This window comes from Mycoplana sp. ABR4_002, from assembly GCF_056159645.1.
In genome coordinates this window covers 2,841,274-2,858,965 of record NZ_JBSWVO010000001.1, presented here as the reverse complement: position 1 = coordinate 2,858,965, position 17,692 = coordinate 2,841,274, and the positions used below count along the sequence as shown (strand labels likewise).

The following is a 17,692-nucleotide window of genomic DNA, read 5'->3' as shown; positions in this document are numbered from 1 at the left end:
TCAATGTCAACCCTCTTTGCCCGACGGGCGGGTCAGCGCGCCGCCGTGCGCGTGTTCGGGGGCAGGCCGTAGGCGGCGAAGATCTCGTCCTGACCGCCGGAGGTGATGAGCTCGTTCAGCGCCTGCTGCAACGCCGTGACCGTCGCTTCGGGCAGATCAAGGTTGCAGGCAATGCCGTAGATCTGGCCGTCCAGGACCATGGCCCGTTCGACCGGCTCGCCGCTCTGGATCAGCTTCTCGAAGGTCTTGACGGATGTCGGCATCAGGTCGATGCGACCGGTCTTGAGCTTGCCGAGCGTCAGGGCCAGGTCGGCCGCGAGGTCGATCTCGGTGAAGCCGCGCGCCTTCAGCGCCTCCACCGCGAAATCGCCGCGCTGCGCGCCGACCCGCAAGCCGCGCGCCTGCTCGAGTGTCGTGACAGCGAGATCGTCACCCTTGCGCTTCACCAAGATCATCTGATCCTTCAGCAGTGGCTCAACCCAATGGAACTTGTGGTGGCGTTCCTGGTTGTGACCGGTTGTGAAGACGCAGTGACCGGATTGGTGCTCGGCCAGCGCGATAGCGCGCGCCCAGGGCATGATCTGGATCGTGTGGTCGAGCCCAGCCGCGCTGGCGATCTGTCGGACCTGTTCGACGGCGATACCCTTGATCTCGCCGTTCTCGGAATAGTTGAAAGGTGCATATTCCTCGGTGACGAAGGTGATGTCGGCAGCGCGCACTGGCTGCATCAAGAGCGCGGCAACCGCGAACGCGCCGGCACACAACTTCATCCTCGTCATTCCCATTTCATTTCCCCCACTGGCGTTCCGCAGTTGTCGGCTGTGTCCGGTCGGCAAGGCCGTCCAGTCCCTGGACCAGGACCGCAAACGGCAGCGGTTCGCTGAACAGGAAGCCCTGACCCAGATCGACGCCCATGTCGCCGAGCGCCCGGCGCTGGACGTCGGTCTCGATTCCCTCGGCGACCACGACGCAACCCATCTGATGCGCGATCATCCTGATGCCCTCGACCAGCGTCCGGCTCTTGCTGCAGACGTCGGGCTGGTCGCTTCCAAGCGAGCGGACGAAGGACTGGTCGATCTTGATGATGTCGACCGGGAAACGGTTGAGATAGCTCAAGGACGAGTACCCGGTCCCAAAATCGTCAAGGGCGATGCGGCATCCCAGTTCGCTGAGTGCGTCGAGCACCTCGCGGATCACCGGGTTGTCCAGCATCAGAACCGCCTCGGTGATCTCCACGACGATGCGAGAGGGGCTGACGCCGGTCTCCAGCAGCAGGGCCGCAAGCTTGCTCGGCAAGGCGGCGTTGAACTGCAGCGGCGAGAAGTTGACGGCCAGATAGCTTTCCGAAAGCCCGTCCGCCGTGGAGATGGCGGCAAGGTTGCGGACCGATTTTTCCAGAATGACGTCGCCGATCCTGCCGATCGCACCATTCTCCTCGGCGACGCTGATGATGTCGGCCGGCGCAATCACGCCCTTCTGCGGATGGCAGAGGCGCATCAACGCCTCGAAGCCTGCGACCTGGCCATCGCCCAGCCTGACGATCGGCTGGAGATAGGCGTCGAACCATCCCTTGCGCAGGCCCTGCTCGATGGACCGTTCGATGTCGAGGCGGTTGCGGGCAATGTCGACGATGTTCTCGTGGAACAACTGCGTGCCGTTCTTGCCGCTGCGCTTGCGCTCGTACATGGCCATGTCGGACTTCTGCAGCAGATCGGCGGCGTTCGCGGCATGGTCCGGATAGACGGCTACCCCGATGCTGGCGCTGATGTTCAGGCGGCTGCCGTTGATGATGATCGGTTCCTTCAGCGCCGCGCACAGGCGGTCGCTCACGTCCATCGCCAGTTGCTTCGCGTCGGGGGAGATGAGGAGGATGGCAAACTCGTCGCCGCCGAGCCTTGCCACCATGTCGTTGAAGCGCAACTGAGCGCGCAGCCGGGACGCGACCTGGCACAGCACCTCGTCGCCGACGGCATGGCCGAGATTGTCGTTGATCCACTTGAAGCGGTCGAGGTCGAGAAACAGGCAGGCGAGCCTCTGGCTCTCCGACTCGGCCTTTCGGATGAGTTCGCTGAGCACCGACTCGAAGCCCTGGCGATTTAGGAGCCCGGTCAGGTGGTCGGTGATGGCCTGGCGGAGGTTCCGGTTCTCGGCTTCCTTCAGATCGGTCACGTCCGTCATCACGGACAATGTCGATTCGCATCCGGCCGCGCCGGCGGCAAGGCTGGTTTCGAGCACGAGCACATCCATGATCGTCCCATCGGCGCGGTGGAAGCGGACGGTCACCTCGCAGATGCCGGAACCGTTCGCCCCGGCCAGGCGCCGGTCGCGGTAGATCAGGTGATCGGCGGCGTCGACGAATTCGGTGAAGCTCTGGCCGATCACCGCATCCCGGCTGTAGCCGGTGGCCTCCAGCCAATAGTCGCTGACCGCCGTGATGCAGTTTTCGTGGTCGATCGAAAAGAGCATGGCCGGCGTCTTGTTGTAGATCTCGGTCGTGCGCGCATGCGCCAGCTTCAGTTCGTTTTCCTCTTCCTCCAGCCGCGTCTGCATCTCGTTGAAGTTCTGTGCGAGATGGCCCATCTCGTCGTCCGAGACCCAGTCGACGTGGTGGCGCGAACCGAGGCGGCGGGTCGCCTCGATCGCGGCGGTCAGGCGCATCAGCGGGCGCATGACGGTGATGCGGTTGCCGATGACCGCGGCGGTGAAGAGCGTCCCGACGGCGAAGAGGAAGATCGCGAAGATCGCCAGTTCGTCCTTGGAGAACCGCGAGAACGGCCCTTCCTTGGCAATCGAGATCTCCGCGGTGCCGACCTTGCGGATGCCTTCGCCCGAGCGATGAAGAATGTCGGTGGTCACGACAGACTGCACGTCGCCGGGATCGGGCCTCGCCTCCGGCTCGTGAATGTCGATCAGTCCCGAACTGTCGCGAACGTGGACGTAGTTGATGTTGGCGCTGGCCTTCAGCGTCTCGACGATCTGGTCGATGCTCTCGCGGTCGAAGTCCCAGATCGGCTTGCCGAGCGCCTGGGCGTTGGCCTGCACCAGCACTTCGGTGTGCTGCAGTCGCTCGCGTGCCACGCGATCGGAGGACAGGACAAGGAACAGGAGAAACAGCGGCGCCACGAACACCAGCAGCGCGCCACAGACGATCGCGATGAACCGGTTTTCGACCGAGTGCATCCTCATGCCGCGTTCCCCGCAGTCTGCCCCTTGACTTCCGGCATGTGCCTTCGTTTCCGCCCGCCTAATCGCGACGGCCAGCGTTTCACCAATTTCTTAAATGTTGTTGAAGTGGGGCGCGAGGGCGCAAAAAACCCGCCTCCGTTGCCGGGGGCGGGTTCAACGAGGTAAACAATTTCCGAAGCGTTATTCGGAGGCTTCCTCTGCGGCCTGCTCTTCGGCCTCTTCCTGCTTGCCGCCCGTACCGACAATCGTCGCGACGGTAAAGTCGCGGTCGGCGATGACCGGGCTGGTGCCCTTCGGCAGCTTGATGTGCGAGATGTGGATGCTGTCGCCGATCTTCAGGCCTTCGAGGTCGACCGTGATGGCTTCCGGAATGTCGCTGGCCGGGCAGTACAGTTCGACGTCGTGGCGCACGATGTTCAGCATGCCGCCCATCTTGATGCCCGGAGCCTTCTCGTCGTTGATGAAGTGAACCGGAACCTGGACGGTGACGCGGGTGTTGCCCGACACGCGCAGGAAGTCGACATGCATGGTGAAGTCGCGGACGGGATCCAGCTGGTAGTCCTTCGGCAGGACGCGGATCTTCTCGCCGTTGACGTCGATCGTGGCGATCGTGGTCATGAAGCCGCCAGCGTGGATGCGCTGGGTGACTTCCTTCGTCGACAGGGCGATCGAAATCGGTTCCTTCTTGTCACCGTATATGACAGCCGGGATAAGACCGTTGCGGCGAAGTTCACGGGAGGACCCCTTACCAACCCGTTCGCGCGTCTCGGCCTTGAGCTCGTAAGTTGCGTGGCTCATAGCATTGACCTTTCAAGTGTTACTGGAGAGTTCCGCCGGCGGCGGCATTGGCCCCGACCGTACGAAACTTGAGATTTGTGGAAACCTCATCCACGTTGCCTCCAAGGGTGTCTACGCGGACGCCGGTCGCATAGCCGAGAATGCTTGCAAATGCAAGGGCGGGCAGGCATTTCTGCCGCCAGCTGCAGCTACCTCGCCTTGCGGTCGGCGAGGGCGCGGCCCAGCCCCATCATCAGGCCGCCGGCCACCAGTCCCCAGAAGGCCCCGGAGATGCCGCCGAAGCTGACGCCGGAGGCGGTGGTCAGGAAGGTCAGCGCCGCGGCCTCGCGCGTCCCCGGCTCCTTGAACGCGCTCATGGCCGAACCTGCGAAGGCGCTGATCAGCGCAAGGCCGGCGACGGCCTGGATAAGGATCGGCGGCGCGAGGCTGACGAAGGCGGTGACCACACCGGCCAGAAGACCGAAGATCACGTAGAAGATGCCGGCATTGACTGCGGCCCAATAGCGCCGCTTCGGGTCGGGATGGGCGTCCGCGCCGGCGCACATCGCCGCGGTGATGGCGGCGAGATTGACCGCGTGCCCGCCGAAGGGGGCGCTCAGCAGCGAGAACAGGCCGGTGACGGCGAACAGCGGGCCGGGCGCCGGCTCATAGTCGTTGACCTTCAGGACCGCGATGCCGGGGATGTTCTGCGAGGCCATGGTGACGACGAACAGCGGCAGAGCGATGCTGACGAAGCCGGCGAGGTTGACGACCGGGACGATCAGTTCCAGCCGCGGCAGCAGGTCGTCGGCGACCGTTGCGATCGCGCCGTCGGGCATGTCGATGCCGAAGAAGAGCACCAGCACGAAGGCGACCAGGGCCGCCGGGACCGCAAACAGCCGGCTGATCGCGCCGCCGACGACCCAGGCGGCCATGATCGGCAGGCCGAACAGGGGATTGAAGGCGATCGCCTTCACCGGCGCGAAGCAAAGGCCGATCAGCACGCCGGCCAGCATCGCGTTGGCAAGCGTCGCCGGAATGGCCGCGACCAACCGGCCGAGCGGCTTCCACAGGCCCGCAATGACGATCAGTGCGGCGCAGACCAGAAAGCTGCCGACCGCGGCATTGAAGCCGCCCTCCACGCTGCCGGAACTGGCAAGCAGGGCGGCGCCGGGCGTCGACCAGGCGATCGACACGGGCAACCGCGTCCAGACGCTGAGCACGATCGCGCACAGCCCCATCGAGACCGACAGCGCCATCAAGCCGGAGGCGGCCTGCGCTTCGGTGGCCCCCACGCCCGTCAGGCCCTGCAGTACAACCGCGAAGGAACTTGCGAAGCCGACGAAAGCGGTAAGCAGGCCCATGAAGAGCGCTTGGGCGGAGAAGTCGCGAAGCATGTCGGAACGGGATCCCTGAATGGAAAGCCGCTCTAGCACAGGTGGAACCAAGGCAAAAGGCGACCGGCCTTCGCCCGGGTCTATCGCCGGCATTCTCCGGGGGCAACGACGCGGAAGCGTGCTGTGCGGGCCTCGCAGGCGTTGGGGAAGGTCCGCATCGTGCTGCCGCGTCTGGCGCAGACCGGCGCGTATTCCATCGTGCAGAGTCGATCCGGTTCGGGATCGCGCCGACATTCGCCGCGCCCGACGACGCGGAAGCCGTCGCGATCGGCCTCGCAAGCGTTGGCGAAGGTCTGCAGCCGGCCGCGGCGCTCGCCGCAGACGGGGGCGTATTCGCGGGTGCAGGCGCGCACCGGCGGCGGTGGCGGCGGTGCGCGCCGGCATTCGCCGCGATCGACGACACGGTAGCCGCGGGTGCGCGCCTCGCAGGCGTTCGGGAAGGTCTGCCGCGCACCGCCGCGCTCGGCGCAGACAGGGGCATACTCCATCGTGCACATCTGCGGCCGCGGCGGCAGCGGGCGCCCGCCGTCCCCGTAACCGGGAGAGGTTTCGACAGTACAGGCCGCGATCACCGGAAGGAGCAGGAGGACGGCGCCGTATCGCGCCCGGCGGACGAATGACAAAAGCCCTGCTGCCAGACCTGGAATGTACTGCCTCATTGCCCTCGTTCTTTCCTTCGAACTGTTGCGGTGTCGCCTGGTTCGCGCCCGGGAACCGGCAGGCGATGGCTGCGCGTTCGCGGTTGGCCGCGCTCGCGCCAGGATCAACGTCGTTGACGGTTATCGGTTCCCACGTTCCTCGCCGTTCAGGACGGACAGGGGAGGGCCCGTCCTCGACCGTGCGCGGCGAACGTTCAGTCGAACAGGCTGGAGACGGATTCTTCGGCGGCGGTCCGGTTGATGGCCTCGCCGAGCAGGCTCGCCGTCGTGATGACGCGGATGTTGTGCGCCGACTGGACCGCCGTCGTCGGCTGGATCGAGTCGGTGATCACCAGCTCCTTCAGCTTCGAGGAGGTCACACGTGCGACGGCGCCGCCGGAGAGCACGCCGTGGGTGATGTAGGCGGTGACGCTGGTGGCGCCGTGCTTCAGCAGGGCCTCGGCGGCGTTGCAGAGCGTGCCGCCGGAATCGACGATGTCGTCGATCAGCAGGCAGTCCTTGCCGGCGACGTCGCCGATGACGTTCATGACTTCGGATTCACCCGGACGGTCGCGGCGCTTGTCGACAATGGCCAGCAGACAGTCGAGCCGCTTGGCGAGCGCGCGGGCACGTACGACGCCGCCGACGTCGGGGGAGACGACCATGACGTTCTTCAGGTCGTAGTTCTCCTTCACGTCGCGCGCCAGGATCGGTACGGCGTAAAGGTTGTCGGTCGGGATGTCGAAGAAGCCTTGGATCTGGCCGGCGTGCAGATCGAGGGTGAGAACCCGGTCCGCGCCGGCCTCGGTGATCAGGTTGGCGACGAGCTTGGCGGAGATCGGCGTGCGCGGGCCCGGCTTGCGGTCCTGGCGGGCATAGCCGAAATAGGGGATCACGGCGGTGATGCGCTTGGCGGAGGAGCGCCGCATCGCATCGGTCATGATCAGCAGTTCCATCAGGTGGTCGTTGGTCGGGAACGAGGTCGACTGGACCACGAATACGTCCTCGCCGCGCACGTTCTCCTGAATTTCGACGAAGATTTCCTGGTCTGCGAAGCGGCGCACGCTTGCCCGACCGAGGGGAACATTGAGATAGTTGCAGATCGCTTCGGCCAGCAGCCGGTTCGAGTTGCCCGCGAAAACCTTCATCTATGGTCCGCCTGTCTGATGGCCTACGAGATTGCTGATGCGCTGCCTTTTAGCGTTCCTCGGCGTGAATGCAAGACCAGTGCCGCACGGTTTTCCAATCTTTCGCCGCCGCAATGCGCAGCAGGGTTGGGTGCGGCCGCCGCGAACCACCGCAGGTTTCGGGCGACGCCTAGCCGCCCGCCTGCTTGCGCCAGTTGACATATTCCCGGATCGTGCGCTGGGCGATCGCTTCCATGGTGCCGGCCGGCACGGCGGCCCAGGGGTCCTGTGCCGTTGCATTGACGCTGTCCTGCCCCTGGATGCGATGAAGCCGCGCGCCGGAGCCGTCCAGGACGTCCCACACATAGATTACGGTCGTCTTGCCGCTGTCCTGCATGGCGGAAAAGTAGCCCTTCAGGATGTAGCGGCTGGTGTTGTCCGACGAACTCTTGATGGTCAGGCCGCTGGCCCGCGCCTGGGCGCCGAGCTGCCGCGACAGCGGGGTCACCGCCTCGACCGGGGCGCCGATGATCGGCAGGAAGCGGATGCTCTCGCCGTCGGTGGCGGGCGTCAGTGCCGCCGTCTGCTGTTGCCCCGGGGCCGCCGGCGGCGGCGCCGTGGATGCGGACGGCGCGGGGGCCGGATCGTCCACCACCAGGCCGCCGGGGCCGCTGGCGACCGGATTGGTCCGGCTGCGGGACAGTGCGCTGGCCTGGGCGTCCAGCGTCCCGGCCGATCCCGCCCGTGCGGACATGGCCTGCGCCTGCGCGCTGCCAACGGGCTGGTCGTAGGCCGCGACCTGATCGAGATCGCGCTGGGTGACCGGCGAGGACTGCTGCGTGCCGCCGCCGACATCCATCGGCGGGGTCAGCGCATCGGTGCTGCTGCAGCCTGCGAGCGCGAGGAAAAGGCCGATGAGTGCCAGCCTTGGCGTCAGCTGATGCATCCGTTTCCGTCCGCAGTGCGGGAGGTTGTGGTGTCCCTCGATTGCCCCGGTAAAGTTATGCTGCGCGGCGACCGCGCCTGTCAATTGCGGGATTTGTCGGCTCCCCAAGGATACTCCTCACAGGTTGATGAAATCGAGGCCATGGCGTGAAAGGGCGCGCGGCGCGTCGGTCGTCGTCACGTAGGTCTGGCCGAGCGTCATCGCGGTGTTGGTGTCGGAGTCCATGATGATCATGTGGACGAACAGCGACATGTCCGGCAGGATTTCCTGCGGATTGCCGAGATGGAACATCTGGTGCTCCATCCAGGACGGCGAGAACCGGGCGCCGAGCGAGTAGCCGCAGGCGTTGAGGCGATGCCGGGTGAGGCCGCGTTCGTCCATGATGCGGGCGTGGCTATCGAACACCGTGCCGAAGGTGTTGCCCGGGCGCAGGACCGCCTCGATCGCCTGGATCGTATCGCGGCAGGCGCCGTAGAGCTCGCGATGCCGGTCGCTCGCCGTGCCGATGACGACGGTACGCATCATCGCGGCGTGATAGTGGGCACTGACGCCGGCCCATTCGAGCGTCAGCTGGTCGTTTGCGTCGAGCCGGCGGCGACCCGACTTGTAGCGGCACAGCAGCGCGTCGGGACCGGAGCCGATGATGAACTCGTTGGCCGGATAGTCGCCGCCGCCGGCAAGGACCGCTCCCTGCATGGCCGCGAGAATCGCCGCCTCGTCCCCGCCGGGCCCGATCAGCGGCAGGGCGGCGTCCAGCGCGTCATCGGCCAGCCCGCCGGCCCGTTCCACATGGGCCAGTTCGGCCGGGCTCTTGATGAGCCTCAGGCGGCTGACCAGCAAGGAGGCGTCGATGAGTTCGCCGAAGCTCTGCAACTGGTTGTCGAGCAGGCGCGCGTTCCTGCCGGTCAGTCCGTGCGTGTCGTATTCGACGCCGAGCCGGCAGCCGAGCAGGTCCATGTCCGACAGCAGGTTCTTCAGGTCGAGCGCCGGGTCGGCATTGGCCCGGTCGACCCAGATCTCGATCTTGTCTATGGTCGAGGTGTGGCGCGCCTGCCGCAGGTCGGCGGAGCGGGTGAGCAGCACCATGTCGCCGTCCGCCTTGACCACCAACGTCTGGAAGAAGCAGTAGCCGAAGGTGTCATAGCCGGTCAGCCAGTACATGCTCTCCTGGGCGAAGAGCAGCATGGCGTCGAGCTTTTCGTCCCGCATCCGCGCGGTCAGGCGCTGCAGCCGGTTGGCATACTCCTCGGTGTCGAATTGTAGCGCCATGCTTCACTCCTGTCTGTCGTCTGTCATTGCCGCAGCATGATCGCGGAGATCTGCCGGCCGTAATCGGGCTCGTTGCGATGCACCGTGCGGCGATAGGAAAAATAGTCCGCTTCGGCCGGATAGGTGCAGATGTCGAGGTTCTCGGCGTCGATGCCGGCCTCGGCGAGCCGTTTCAGCGTCAGCCCCGGCAGGTCGAACATGGCGTGGCCCGGCCGGACAGACGGAGAGAAGAATTCCGCATAGGCGGGGTTCGTTCCCAGGAACCTGTCGACGAATTCGGGGCCGACCTCGTAGTTGCGACGACTGATGGAGGGGCCAAGGCAGGCTACGATGCTCTGCCGGGAGGCGCCGAGCGCTTCCATCGCCGCGATGGTGTTCTCCAGAACGCCGCTCAGCGCGCCCTTCCAGCCGGCGTGCGCCGCGCCGATGACGCCGGCCTGCCGATCGGCGAACAGTGCCGGGCCACAGTCGGCCGTCAGGACGCCGATGACGAGTCCCGGGATTGCGGTGACGAGCGCATCGGCTGTCGGACGATCGCCGGCGAAGGTTCCGTCGACGATGGCGACGTCCGGGGAGTGCACCTGGTGGACGGTGGCGAGCCGCTCGGGCGAGGCGCCGAACCAGTCCACCACGAGACGGCGATTCTGGAGCACCCGCTCACGATCATCGCCCGAACCGAGGCCGACATTCAGGCCGGCATAGATCCCGTCCGAGGTCCCGCCGTGCCGGGTGAAAAAGCCGTGACGCACGGCTTCCCCGGCAGCGCGGGCGATGAGCGGGCTCTGGACGGGAGCTAGCAAGGCATTATCCTTCATCGCTTCGAAAGGACCCGGAACGTTGACGGGTCTCGACGGGCTTGCGGACAATGCGGGTGTCCGATTCATTTCGCGCCGATGTTGACCGGCGCGAACTTGGCTGTCAATCCGCCCGGCGGAAGGGCGCCAGCGCCACGTCCGCGCTCGTGACGGCGAGGACCTTGAACAGATCGCCCATGTTTCCTTCGCCCGACCCGGCCAGTCGCTCGACGTCGGCGACGATCTGGCGCTGCAGGCTTTCGTCGCGCCCTCGGCCGAGGGCTGAGGCCCTGTCGGCCAGCCCCAGGCCCATCAGAAAATCGCCCTGGTGCTGCGGTCCGTGGACGGCAAGGCCGGCCTGGCGCGCGACGGCGGCGAGCCGCCCGAAGTCGACGTGGCTGGTCAGGTCCGCCTCGCCGGGGTGGGCGAGCGGCGGATCGAAGACGTGGCGCAGCACCGCCTGCAAGGTGTCGCCGAAGCCGCTGGCGAGGTGGCCGTAGTCGATGACCAGCGCCGTGCCGCCATGGCCGCGCAGCCGCTCGCAGACCGCCTGCATCACCGCCTCCCGGGCCGGGGCGGCTTCGAAGATCGCGCCGATCGGCTGGGCGCCGTGGCCGGCCGGCAGCAGGGCCGGATCGATGCCGGCGACGCCTGCGGCGAACGTCAGTTGGCCTTCCGCGTCGAGGCCGACCATGCGCTCGCGAAAACCGTTCTGCGTGCGGACGAACTGGCGGATGGGGATGGCGTCGAAAAGTTCGTTGGCCGCCAGAAGCAGGAAGCCACCGGGCAGCTGGTCGAAGCTCTCGTGCCAACTGATGCGTCCGGCCCGTTCGCCGAGCGTCGCTTTCTGCACGTCACGCAGCCGCGGGCTCGTCTCGACCATGTGGAAGCTGGCGCTGTCGTAAAGCTGGGGCGCCAGACGTTCGATCACGCGCAGCATGTCGGCCATCATCGTGCCGCGGCCCGGGCCGATCTCGGCGAAGCGCACGTGCTGCGGCGTGCCGTGCTTCTGCCAGGCATGCACCATGAAGACGCCGAGCATCTCGCCGAACAGCTGGCTGATCTCGGGGGCGGTGACGAAATCGCCCTCGCTGCCGAACGGCGGGCGGGTGCGGTAGTAGCCGTGCTCCGGGTCGGCCAGGCAGAGCGAGAAATAGTCGGTCACGCTGATCGGGCCGTTGGTACGGATCAAAGCCTTGATCTTCTGCGCAAGCGGCGTCGTCATCGGCGGGACCTCCGGCTTCAGGCGGCTACCCGCCGGGCGCGCAGCATCGCCCACAGCCCGACCGCCAGCATCGGCAGCGACAGCAGCATCCCCATGGTCAGCCATCCGCCGGCAAGATAGCCGATCTGCGCATCGGGCTCCCGGAAAAACTCCACAAAGATCCGCGAGACGGCATACCCGGCCACGAACAGCCCTGTGACGAAGCCCGGATGCCTCGACGCCCTGAAGCGGTAGATGGCGACGGCCAGCACGCACAAGAGCACGATTCCCTCGAGCCCGGCCTCGTAGAGCTGGCTCGGGTGACGGGCAAAGGGACCGGCGTTCGGAAAAACGAAGGCCCAGGGCGCGTCGGAGAGCCGGCCCCACAGCTCGCCGTTGACGAAGTTGGCGATGCGGCCGAAGAACAGCCCGATCGGCGCGACGGCGGCGACGATGTCGAACAGGCTCCAGATCGCCACGCCGTTCTTGCGCGCAAACAGGATCATCGCGACGGTCGTTCCAATGAGGCCACCGTGAAACGACATGCCGCCGTTCCAGATCTCGACGGCGCGCAGCGGATTTTCCGCCACCGCCGCGAAATCGTAGAACAGGATATAGCCGATGCGCCCGCCGAGCACGATGCCGAGCGCCGCCCACACCAGGAAGTCGTCGATCTGGCCGATCGTCATCGGGGCTTTATCCCTTGGCCACAGATCGGCGCGGGTGACCAGCCGGCGCGCGTAGTGCCAGCCCAGCAGGATGCCGGCGACATAGGCCAATCCGTACCAGTGGACGGCGATCGAACCGATCGAGAAGGCGACCGGATCGATGTTCGGGAAGGTCATGACGGCGAGGAGTTCGGCGGCGGGGATCAATGGACGCTCGGGTCTGGTTGTCGTGGCGCGGAAGATGGCGTCCGGGCCGGGGATGGTCAAGCGGTTTTGCTGAACCGGTCCCCGCTGCGCGCGCCGGCGCTGCCGGCCGGTGTGATTCTGCTTGCATCGCCGGGACTCAACGCCTACCTCAGAAACAGGATGCGGCGGCTGCCGCGGGAATGTGTCCAAGCCGAGGAGGATGGGCGATGACGAACGGAACCAACCGAATTCTCGATGACTTCGCCAAGTTGATGACGGACGCCGCCGGCGCCGCCCAGGGCGTGCGCAAGGAAATGGAAACGGTGTTCCGCTCCCAGGCCGAACGGTTCCTGAATGGCATGGACCTGGTCAAGCGCGAGGAATTCGAGGCCGTTCGGGAGATGGCGGTGATGGCGCGCGAGGAAAACGACGCGCTGCGCAAGCGCGTCGAGGCGCTCGAGGAGCGCCTTGCCGCGCAGCCGAAATAGGCCCCATCGGTTTTCCAGGTCACGTTACGGGAGGCCGGCGCGATCCGTTTCGCGGCCGGCCTCTTTTTTCGACATGTTTTTTGGCCCTGTGGACATCGTTAAAAAAGCCTTATCGCAGAGTCGGTTAAGGTGCCGGGCTGAATCGTTTTGACAACCGCTGTCCACAACGACTGCGACAAAATCGGCCTCGGGGGCTGGTGTCGGGACTCTGCCATTATAGACTGATTTTAAATGATGATTCGAGTTCGCAACGCCAGCTTGGGGCAGGGTTAGTAAGTCAGGCTGCTGGCGGTATCGAGCAATCATTCAGTGATGTTTCCGGGTTGGGTTGCTGCATCCGTGTCGTGCGTGATCGCGATGACGTGCGCCTGCCGGGCGAGAGGGTGACGGATGAGCCTGATGGAATTGGAAATCGCACGCCAGTCGAACCCGGTCGACATGATCGAGTTCGTCGCGGCGAACAACGACTGGTCGTTCGAGCGTTCCGGCGAGGATGAAATCGCCATGACGGTCGAAGGGCAGTGGGCCGACTACCATGTCTCCTTCTCGTGGATGGAGGAATTCGAGGCGCTGCACCTTGCCTGCGCCTTCGACATCAAGGTGCCCGAAAGTCGGGTTAACGAGGTCATCCGGTTGCTGTCGCATGTCAACGGCCAGGTGCTGATGGGGCACTTCGACCTGTGGCGGCACGAGGATGTGGTGATCTTTCGCCAGTCGTTGCTGCTGGCCGGCGGTGCCGAGCCGACCAACAGGCAGGTGGAAGTGCTGCTGTCGAGCGCGCTGGAAACCTGCGAGGCCTATTTCCAGGCATTCCAGTTTGTCGTCTGGTCGGGTATGGAAGCGCAGGCCGCGGTCGACGCGGTGATGTTCGAGACAGTCGGAGAAGCCTAGTCATGAGCACGGATTCCGCCGGCCCCATCGTCCTTGTCGGCGCCGGCAACATGGGCGGCGCCATGCTCGCCGGCTGGCTCAAGAGCGGTGTCGCCGGCTCGTCCGTGCTTGTTCTCGATCCCGGCCCGTCGGCGGCCATGCAGGCGGTGATGGCCGCCAACGGTGTGCGCCACGAGACGGTCGCCCCGGCGGGCCTCAAGGCCGGCGTCATCTTCGTCGCGGTCAAGCCGCAGGTGATGGACGCGGTGCTGCCGCCACTGAAGGGCCTGATCGGCCAGGACACGGTCGTCGTGTCGGTGGCGGCGGGCAAGACGATCGCCAATCTCGAGGCCCATCTCGGACCGGCGGCGATGGTGCGCGCGATGCCGAACACACCGGCAATGATCGGCCGTGGCGTCACCGGCGCCTATGCCAATACCGGCGTAAGCGCGGCCCAGCGCGACCAGGTGCACGCCCTGCTGAAGGTCAGCGGTCCGGTCGAATGGGTCGCCGCCGAGGCCGACATCGACGCCGTCACGGCGCTGTCGGGCAGCGGCCCGGCCTATGTCTTCTATCTCGTCGAGTGCATGGCCGAGGCAGGTCGCAAGGCCGGCCTGCAGGCGGACCTCGCCATGCGTCTCGCACGAGAAACCGTCTCGGGGGCTGGTGAACTGTTGCACCGGTCCCCCGATGACGCCGCGAAACTACGCCAGAACGTGACCTCGCCGGGCGGCACCACAGCCGCGGCGCTGGCGGTGCTGATGGCCGATGACGGCATGCAGCCGCTGTTCGATCGCGCCATCGCCGCAGCGCGCAAGCGCGCCGAGGAACTCGCGGGGTAAAGCGGGCGACCGCCCGATCGTCGGAGCCCGCAACGTCAATTCAATCCTGCGCGTCCGAAGGGGCGCGCACTTCGCATTTGTGGGGTACCTGATGTCTGAGACCATTTCCTATGCCGATTTCGAGCGGGTCGACATTCGCGTCGGCACCATCGTCGAGGCGAGCGAGTTTCCCGAAGCGCGCAAGCCGGCCTACAAGCTGGTGATCGATTTCGGCCCAGAGATCGGATTGAAGAAATCGTCGGCGCAGATCACCGTCCATTACGCGCCGGAACGGCTGGTCGGACGCCAGGTGCTGGCTGTCGTCAATTTCCCGCCACGGCAGATCGGGCCGGTTCGCTCCGAGGTGCTGACGCTGGGCTTCACCGACGAAGGCGGGGCGATCGTGCTCGCCGCCACCGAACGGCCCGTTCCGAACGGCGCAAGGCTGCACTAGGCGGCCCGGACAAGCGTTCGCAGTCCGCTGCTGCACGCTTTGACAACGGCCGGTGCGGGCCAAACGGTCCGCATCTCCGGCGCCAGCCCGATCCTCAGGCGGGAATTCGCACCGTCGCCCGCAGGCCGCCCAGCGGGCTGTCGGACAGCGTTACGTTGCCGCCGTGGCTGCGGGCGATGTCGCGCGCGATCGCGAGCCCCAGACCGGTGCCGGAGGCATCGAGGTTGCGCGCCTCGTCGAGCCGGAAGAACGGCTTGAAGACGTCGTCGCGCGAGCGCTCGGGAATGCCGGGGCCGTCGTCGTCGACCACGATCGTCAGCCACTTGGCGCTGTGGCGCGCCTGGAGATGGACCTTGCTGGCGTAGCGCAGCGCGTTCGAGACGATGTTGCCGACGAGGCGGGCGAAGGCGTTGGGACGCACCAGCACCTCGTCGTCGCCCTCGATCTCGCTGCTCAGTTCCTTGTTGTGCAACTCCGCTTCCATCCCGAACTTGTCGAACAGCTCGCTCAGCCGCAATTGGCCGACGTCCTCCTCCGACTCGCCACGGGCGAAGGAGAGATAGCCCTCCAGCATGTTCTGCATGTCCTCGACGTCGCTGTTGAGGCCCTCGAGGTCGGCATTCTTGCCGGCGAGCGCAAGCTGCAGCTTGAAGCGGGTGAGGATCGTGCGCAGGTCGTGGCTGACGCCGCTCAGCATGGCCGTGCGCTGCTCCATCTGACGTTCGATGCGCTCGCGCATCAGCATGAAGGCAAGGCCGGCCCGGCGCACTTCGTCGGCGCCGCGCGGGGCGAAGTCCTCGGGCGTCTTCTGCCCCTTGCCAAAGCTCTCGGCCGCATGCGCCAGCGCCAGGATCGGCCGGATCTGGCCGCGCAGGAACAGGATCGAGATCGTCAGCAGCACCAGCGAGGTGACCACCATCCAGACGAGGAAGATGTGGGTGTTGGAGGCATAGGTGTGGCTGCGGCGGGCATAGACCCGCAGGATCGTGTCCTTGTCCATCTGGATGCGGATCTCGACAAGGTTGCTGTCGCCGAGCGTGTCGATCCAGAACGGCCGCTTGATCTGCTTGGTGATCTGTTCGCTGAGGATCTGGTCGAGGATGTTGAAGAACGGCTTCGGTCGCGGCGGGGGCAGCTGGTTACCCTTTTCGATCGCGACGTTGAGGTCCATCCGCTCGCGGGCGATGCGGACGATCTCGGCATTGGCGCTGGAGTCCGGGAAGGTGTCGGCGAGGTCGATGATCGCGGCGATGTTGCGGGTGACCGCCATCGACAGGCGCTCGGTCACGAGCTGCCAGTGGCGCTCCATGAAGACGGAGGCGACGACCGACTGCAGCAGCACCATCGGGATGATGATGATCAGCAGCGAACGCGCGTAGAGGCCGGTCGGCAGCTGCCGGCGCAGCCACTTGGCGACCCGCCTCCAGCCGGTCGCCGGCGTCCGCTCGATCTCGCGCTTGAAGGTTTCGAAAGTCGTCATGTCGGCTTGCGCCCGTCTCTTTCCCGGTGACGGCTCCCCCGTCGTCAGTCCGTACTGAGCCTATATCCGATCCCGCGCACCGTCTGCAACCAGACCGGGTTGGTCGGGTCGTCCTCGATCTTGCGGCGCAGCCGGTTGATTTGCACGTCGATCGTCCGCTCGCCGACGTCGGTCTCCTCGCCGATCAGTTCGTGGCGCGGGATGGTTTCGCCGGCGCGCAGGGAGAACAGCAGCATGATTTCCTGCTCGCGGTCGGTGAGGCGGATCGGGTCGCCGCCGCGCTTCAGTTCCTTGCGCACGATAGAGAAGGTGTATGGCCCGAACATGACCTGCTCGATCTTCGGCCCCTGCGGCTGGGCGTTGCGCTTGAGGATGTTGTTGACGCGCAGGACCAGCTCGCGCGGCTCGAACGGCTTGGCGAGGTAATCGTCCGCCCCGGCCTCGAGGCCCTCGATGCGGGCGGTCGATTCGGTCAGAGCGGTCAGCATGATGATCGGCACGGTGCGGATGGCGCGCAGACTCTCGGTCAGCTGCAGCCCGCTTTCGCCGGGCATCATCACGTCCATGATGATCAGGTCGAAATCCAGGCCCTGGAGCTTGCGGCGCGCCTCGTCGGCGTCGCCGGCCACCGTGACCCGGAAGCCCTCGCCGGTGAGGTACCGGCTCAGGAGCTCGCGGATGCGCTTGTCGTCATCGACGATCAGGAGATGGGCGGCGTCGTCGGAGAGCCTCTCGTGTGTGGTCATCGCGGATCAATCCTGCTTGCACCGTGTCAATCGCCGCGCGCGTTCTGCATGCCGGCGAGGAAGCGCGTCACCGCCTTGCGGTCGTCCGCGGTCATGCCATCGAATGCGCGCGCAATGCGCTCTTGTTGTGGCTGCGCCAGCGCCAGCGCCAGCTCGCGGCCGGCACGGGTCGGGTAGAGCTTGCGCTGCCGCCTGTCCTGCGGGCCCGCCACCTGGCGAATATAGCCCGAATCGATGAGCTGTTTCAAAACCCGCGCAAGGCTTTGCTTGGTGATCTTCAACGTGTCGAGCAGATCGGCTACGGTCATGCCGGGCTCGCGGTTGACGAAATGGACGACGCGGTGGTGCGCGCGGCCGAAGCCGCTCTTCTCCAGGATCGCGTCCGGATCGGAGATGAAGTCGCGATAGGCGAAGAAAAACCCCTCGATGACCTCGAAGTCGATGCCGCCCTCGTCGGTCAGCGGCTGATCGAAGAACTCGACGGCGCTCTTTCGTTCCGGCGTCTGTCGTCCCACGCGGCACGTTCCTTTCGTAGCCTCGGCGCTGCGCGCAATATTCGCAAAAATACGTCAGTATTATTGACATATTTTTGCACGCTTGTTACGGCGTGTCCACACGTGCCGATCAGCCGATGCCGTGTC

Annotated in this window: 18 protein-coding genes; 4 read left to right on the top strand and 14 right to left on the bottom strand. The window is 65.8% G+C overall.

From position 1 onward, the window contains the following. Window positions 1–32: 32 nt before the first annotated feature. The 11 genes from ACXAGF_RS13690 to lgt form a co-directional block, all read right to left on the bottom strand. Window positions 33–779 (bottom strand): substrate-binding periplasmic protein, encoded by a 747-nt coding sequence (locus ACXAGF_RS13690; RefSeq protein WP_475017860.1) that lies wholly within the window; start codon window positions 777–779, stop codon window positions 33–35. A 7-nt stretch (window positions 780–786) separates the two neighbouring features. Then, window positions 787–3,180, bottom strand: coding sequence for a putative bifunctional diguanylate cyclase/phosphodiesterase (locus ACXAGF_RS13685; protein WP_475019295.1), 2,394 nt, complete (start codon window positions 3,178–3,180; stop codon window positions 787–789). A gap of 186 nt (window positions 3,181–3,366) precedes the next feature. Next, window positions 3,367–3,984: a 50S ribosomal protein L25/general stress protein Ctc gene (locus tag ACXAGF_RS13680; RefSeq protein WP_475017858.1), complete on the bottom strand. Its 618-nt coding sequence runs from the start codon at window positions 3,982–3,984 to the stop codon at window positions 3,367–3,369. A gap of 188 nt (window positions 3,985–4,172) precedes the next feature. Continuing rightward, a complete protein-coding gene (locus tag ACXAGF_RS13675; RefSeq protein ID WP_475017856.1) occupies window positions 4,173–5,360 on the bottom strand; it encodes a benzoate/H(+) symporter BenE family transporter in 1,188 nt (395 codons plus the stop codon). A gap of 80 nt (window positions 5,361–5,440) precedes the next feature. Next, window positions 5,441–6,019 carry a Kazal-type serine protease inhibitor domain-containing protein gene (locus ACXAGF_RS13670; RefSeq protein ID WP_475017854.1) on the bottom strand — a complete coding sequence of 193 codons (579 nt, stop codon included), beginning with the start codon at window positions 6,017–6,019 and terminating at the stop codon, window positions 5,441–5,443. A gap of 194 nt (window positions 6,020–6,213) precedes the next feature. Beyond that, entirely contained in the window at window positions 6,214–7,146 is a 933-nt protein-coding gene (locus ACXAGF_RS13665) for a ribose-phosphate pyrophosphokinase (protein ID WP_475017852.1), read from the bottom strand. A gap of 169 nt (window positions 7,147–7,315) precedes the next feature. Continuing rightward, complete coding sequence (locus ACXAGF_RS13660) at window positions 7,316–8,071, bottom strand: hypothetical protein (protein WP_475017851.1); 756 nt, start codon at window positions 8,069–8,071, stop codon at window positions 7,316–7,318. Between the two features lie 117 nt (window positions 8,072–8,188). After that, window positions 8,189–9,340 carry a M24 family metallopeptidase gene (locus tag ACXAGF_RS13655; protein ID WP_475017850.1) on the bottom strand — a complete coding sequence of 384 codons (1,152 nt, stop codon included), beginning with the start codon at window positions 9,338–9,340 and terminating at the stop codon, window positions 8,189–8,191. Window positions 9,341–9,363: 23 nt separating this feature from the next. After that, window positions 9,364–10,155 (bottom strand): peptidoglycan editing factor PgeF, encoded by a 792-nt coding sequence (gene pgeF, locus ACXAGF_RS13650; RefSeq protein ID WP_475017848.1) that lies wholly within the window; start codon window positions 10,153–10,155, stop codon window positions 9,364–9,366. A 103-nt stretch (window positions 10,156–10,258) separates the two neighbouring features. Then, window positions 10,259–11,359 (bottom strand): class I SAM-dependent methyltransferase, encoded by a 1,101-nt coding sequence (locus ACXAGF_RS13645; RefSeq protein WP_475017846.1) that lies wholly within the window; start codon window positions 11,357–11,359, stop codon window positions 10,259–10,261. A 17-nt stretch (window positions 11,360–11,376) separates the two neighbouring features. Then, window positions 11,377–12,213, bottom strand: coding sequence for a prolipoprotein diacylglyceryl transferase (lgt, locus tag ACXAGF_RS13640; RefSeq protein WP_475019294.1), 837 nt, complete (start codon window positions 12,211–12,213; stop codon window positions 11,377–11,379). A gap of 206 nt (window positions 12,214–12,419) precedes the next feature. Between lgt and ACXAGF_RS13635 the strand changes: the two genes are divergently transcribed. The 4 genes from ACXAGF_RS13635 (at window position 12,420) to ACXAGF_RS13620 (ending at window position 14,825) form a co-directional block, all read left to right on the top strand. Then, a complete protein-coding gene (locus ACXAGF_RS13635; RefSeq protein WP_475017844.1) occupies window positions 12,420–12,680 on the top strand; it encodes an accessory factor UbiK family protein in 261 nt (86 codons plus the stop codon). A gap of 390 nt (window positions 12,681–13,070) precedes the next feature. Continuing rightward, window positions 13,071–13,571 (top strand): type III secretion system chaperone family protein, encoded by a 501-nt coding sequence (locus tag ACXAGF_RS13630; RefSeq protein WP_475017843.1) that lies wholly within the window; start codon window positions 13,071–13,073, stop codon window positions 13,569–13,571. A gap of 2 nt (window positions 13,572–13,573) precedes the next feature. Continuing rightward, complete coding sequence (proC, locus tag ACXAGF_RS13625; RefSeq protein WP_475017841.1) at window positions 13,574–14,392, top strand: pyrroline-5-carboxylate reductase; 819 nt, start codon at window positions 13,574–13,576, stop codon at window positions 14,390–14,392. 91 nt (window positions 14,393–14,483) lie between these two features. Further along, window positions 14,484–14,825 (top strand): tRNA-binding protein, encoded by a 342-nt coding sequence (locus ACXAGF_RS13620; RefSeq protein ID WP_475017839.1) that lies wholly within the window; start codon window positions 14,484–14,486, stop codon window positions 14,823–14,825. 94 nt (window positions 14,826–14,919) lie between these two features. On the opposite strand, the gene ACXAGF_RS13615 is transcribed toward ACXAGF_RS13620, so the two are convergent. From ACXAGF_RS13615 to ACXAGF_RS13605, 3 genes are read right to left on the bottom strand one after another with little or no spacing between them, the layout of a single operon-like run. Continuing rightward, window positions 14,920–16,305 (bottom strand): ATP-binding protein, encoded by a 1,386-nt coding sequence (locus ACXAGF_RS13615; RefSeq protein ID WP_475017837.1) that lies wholly within the window; start codon window positions 16,303–16,305, stop codon window positions 14,920–14,922. Between the two features lie 44 nt (window positions 16,306–16,349). Then, complete coding sequence (locus tag ACXAGF_RS13610; protein ID WP_475017835.1) at window positions 16,350–17,051, bottom strand: response regulator; 702 nt, start codon at window positions 17,049–17,051, stop codon at window positions 16,350–16,352. Between the two features lie 26 nt (window positions 17,052–17,077). Continuing rightward, a complete protein-coding gene (locus ACXAGF_RS13605; protein WP_475019293.1) occupies window positions 17,078–17,512 on the bottom strand; it encodes a MarR family winged helix-turn-helix transcriptional regulator in 435 nt (144 codons plus the stop codon). Window positions 17,513–17,692 lie beyond the last annotated feature (180 nt).

Bases quoted from the DNA above. Each gene is read 5' to 3' on its own strand.
- proC (WP_475017841.1), top strand. From the start codon at position 13,574: ATGAGCACGGATTCCGCCGGCCCCATCGTCCTTGTCGGCGCCGGCAAC.
- ACXAGF_RS13685 (WP_475019295.1), bottom strand. From the start codon at position 3,180: ATGCACTCGGTCGAAAACCGGTTCATCGCGATCGTCTGTGGCGCGCTG.
- ACXAGF_RS13670 (WP_475017854.1), bottom strand. From the start codon at position 6,019: ATGAGGCAGTACATTCCAGGTCTGGCAGCAGGGCTTTTGTCATTCGTC.
- ACXAGF_RS13675 (WP_475017856.1), bottom strand. From the start codon at position 5,360: ATGCTTCGCGACTTCTCCGCCCAAGCGCTCTTCATGGGCCTGCTTACC.
- ACXAGF_RS13655 (WP_475017850.1), bottom strand. From the start codon at position 9,340: ATGGCGCTACAATTCGACACCGAGGAGTATGCCAACCGGCTGCAGCGC.
- ACXAGF_RS13680 (WP_475017858.1), bottom strand. From the start codon at position 3,984: ATGAGCCACGCAACTTACGAGCTCAAGGCCGAGACGCGCGAACGGGTT.
- pgeF (WP_475017848.1), bottom strand. From the start codon at position 10,155: ATGAAGGATAATGCCTTGCTAGCTCCCGTCCAGAGCCCGCTCATCGCC.
- ACXAGF_RS13615 (WP_475017837.1), bottom strand. From the start codon at position 16,305: ATGACGACTTTCGAAACCTTCAAGCGCGAGATCGAGCGGACGCCGGCG.
- ACXAGF_RS13660 (WP_475017851.1), bottom strand. From the start codon at position 8,071: ATGCATCAGCTGACGCCAAGGCTGGCACTCATCGGCCTTTTCCTCGCG.
- ACXAGF_RS13620 (WP_475017839.1), top strand. From the start codon at position 14,484: ATGTCTGAGACCATTTCCTATGCCGATTTCGAGCGGGTCGACATTCGC.
- ACXAGF_RS13630 (WP_475017843.1), top strand. From the start codon at position 13,071: ATGAGCCTGATGGAATTGGAAATCGCACGCCAGTCGAACCCGGTCGAC.
- ACXAGF_RS13610 (WP_475017835.1), bottom strand. From the start codon at position 17,051: ATGACCACACACGAGAGGCTCTCCGACGACGCCGCCCATCTCCTGATC.
- ACXAGF_RS13665 (WP_475017852.1), bottom strand. From the start codon at position 7,146: ATGAAGGTTTTCGCGGGCAACTCGAACCGGCTGCTGGCCGAAGCGATC.
- ACXAGF_RS13645 (WP_475017846.1), bottom strand. From the start codon at position 11,359: ATGACGACGCCGCTTGCGCAGAAGATCAAGGCTTTGATCCGTACCAAC.
- ACXAGF_RS13690 (WP_475017860.1), bottom strand. From the start codon at position 779: ATGACGAGGATGAAGTTGTGTGCCGGCGCGTTCGCGGTTGCCGCGCTC.
- ACXAGF_RS13635 (WP_475017844.1), top strand. From the start codon at position 12,420: ATGACGAACGGAACCAACCGAATTCTCGATGACTTCGCCAAGTTGATG.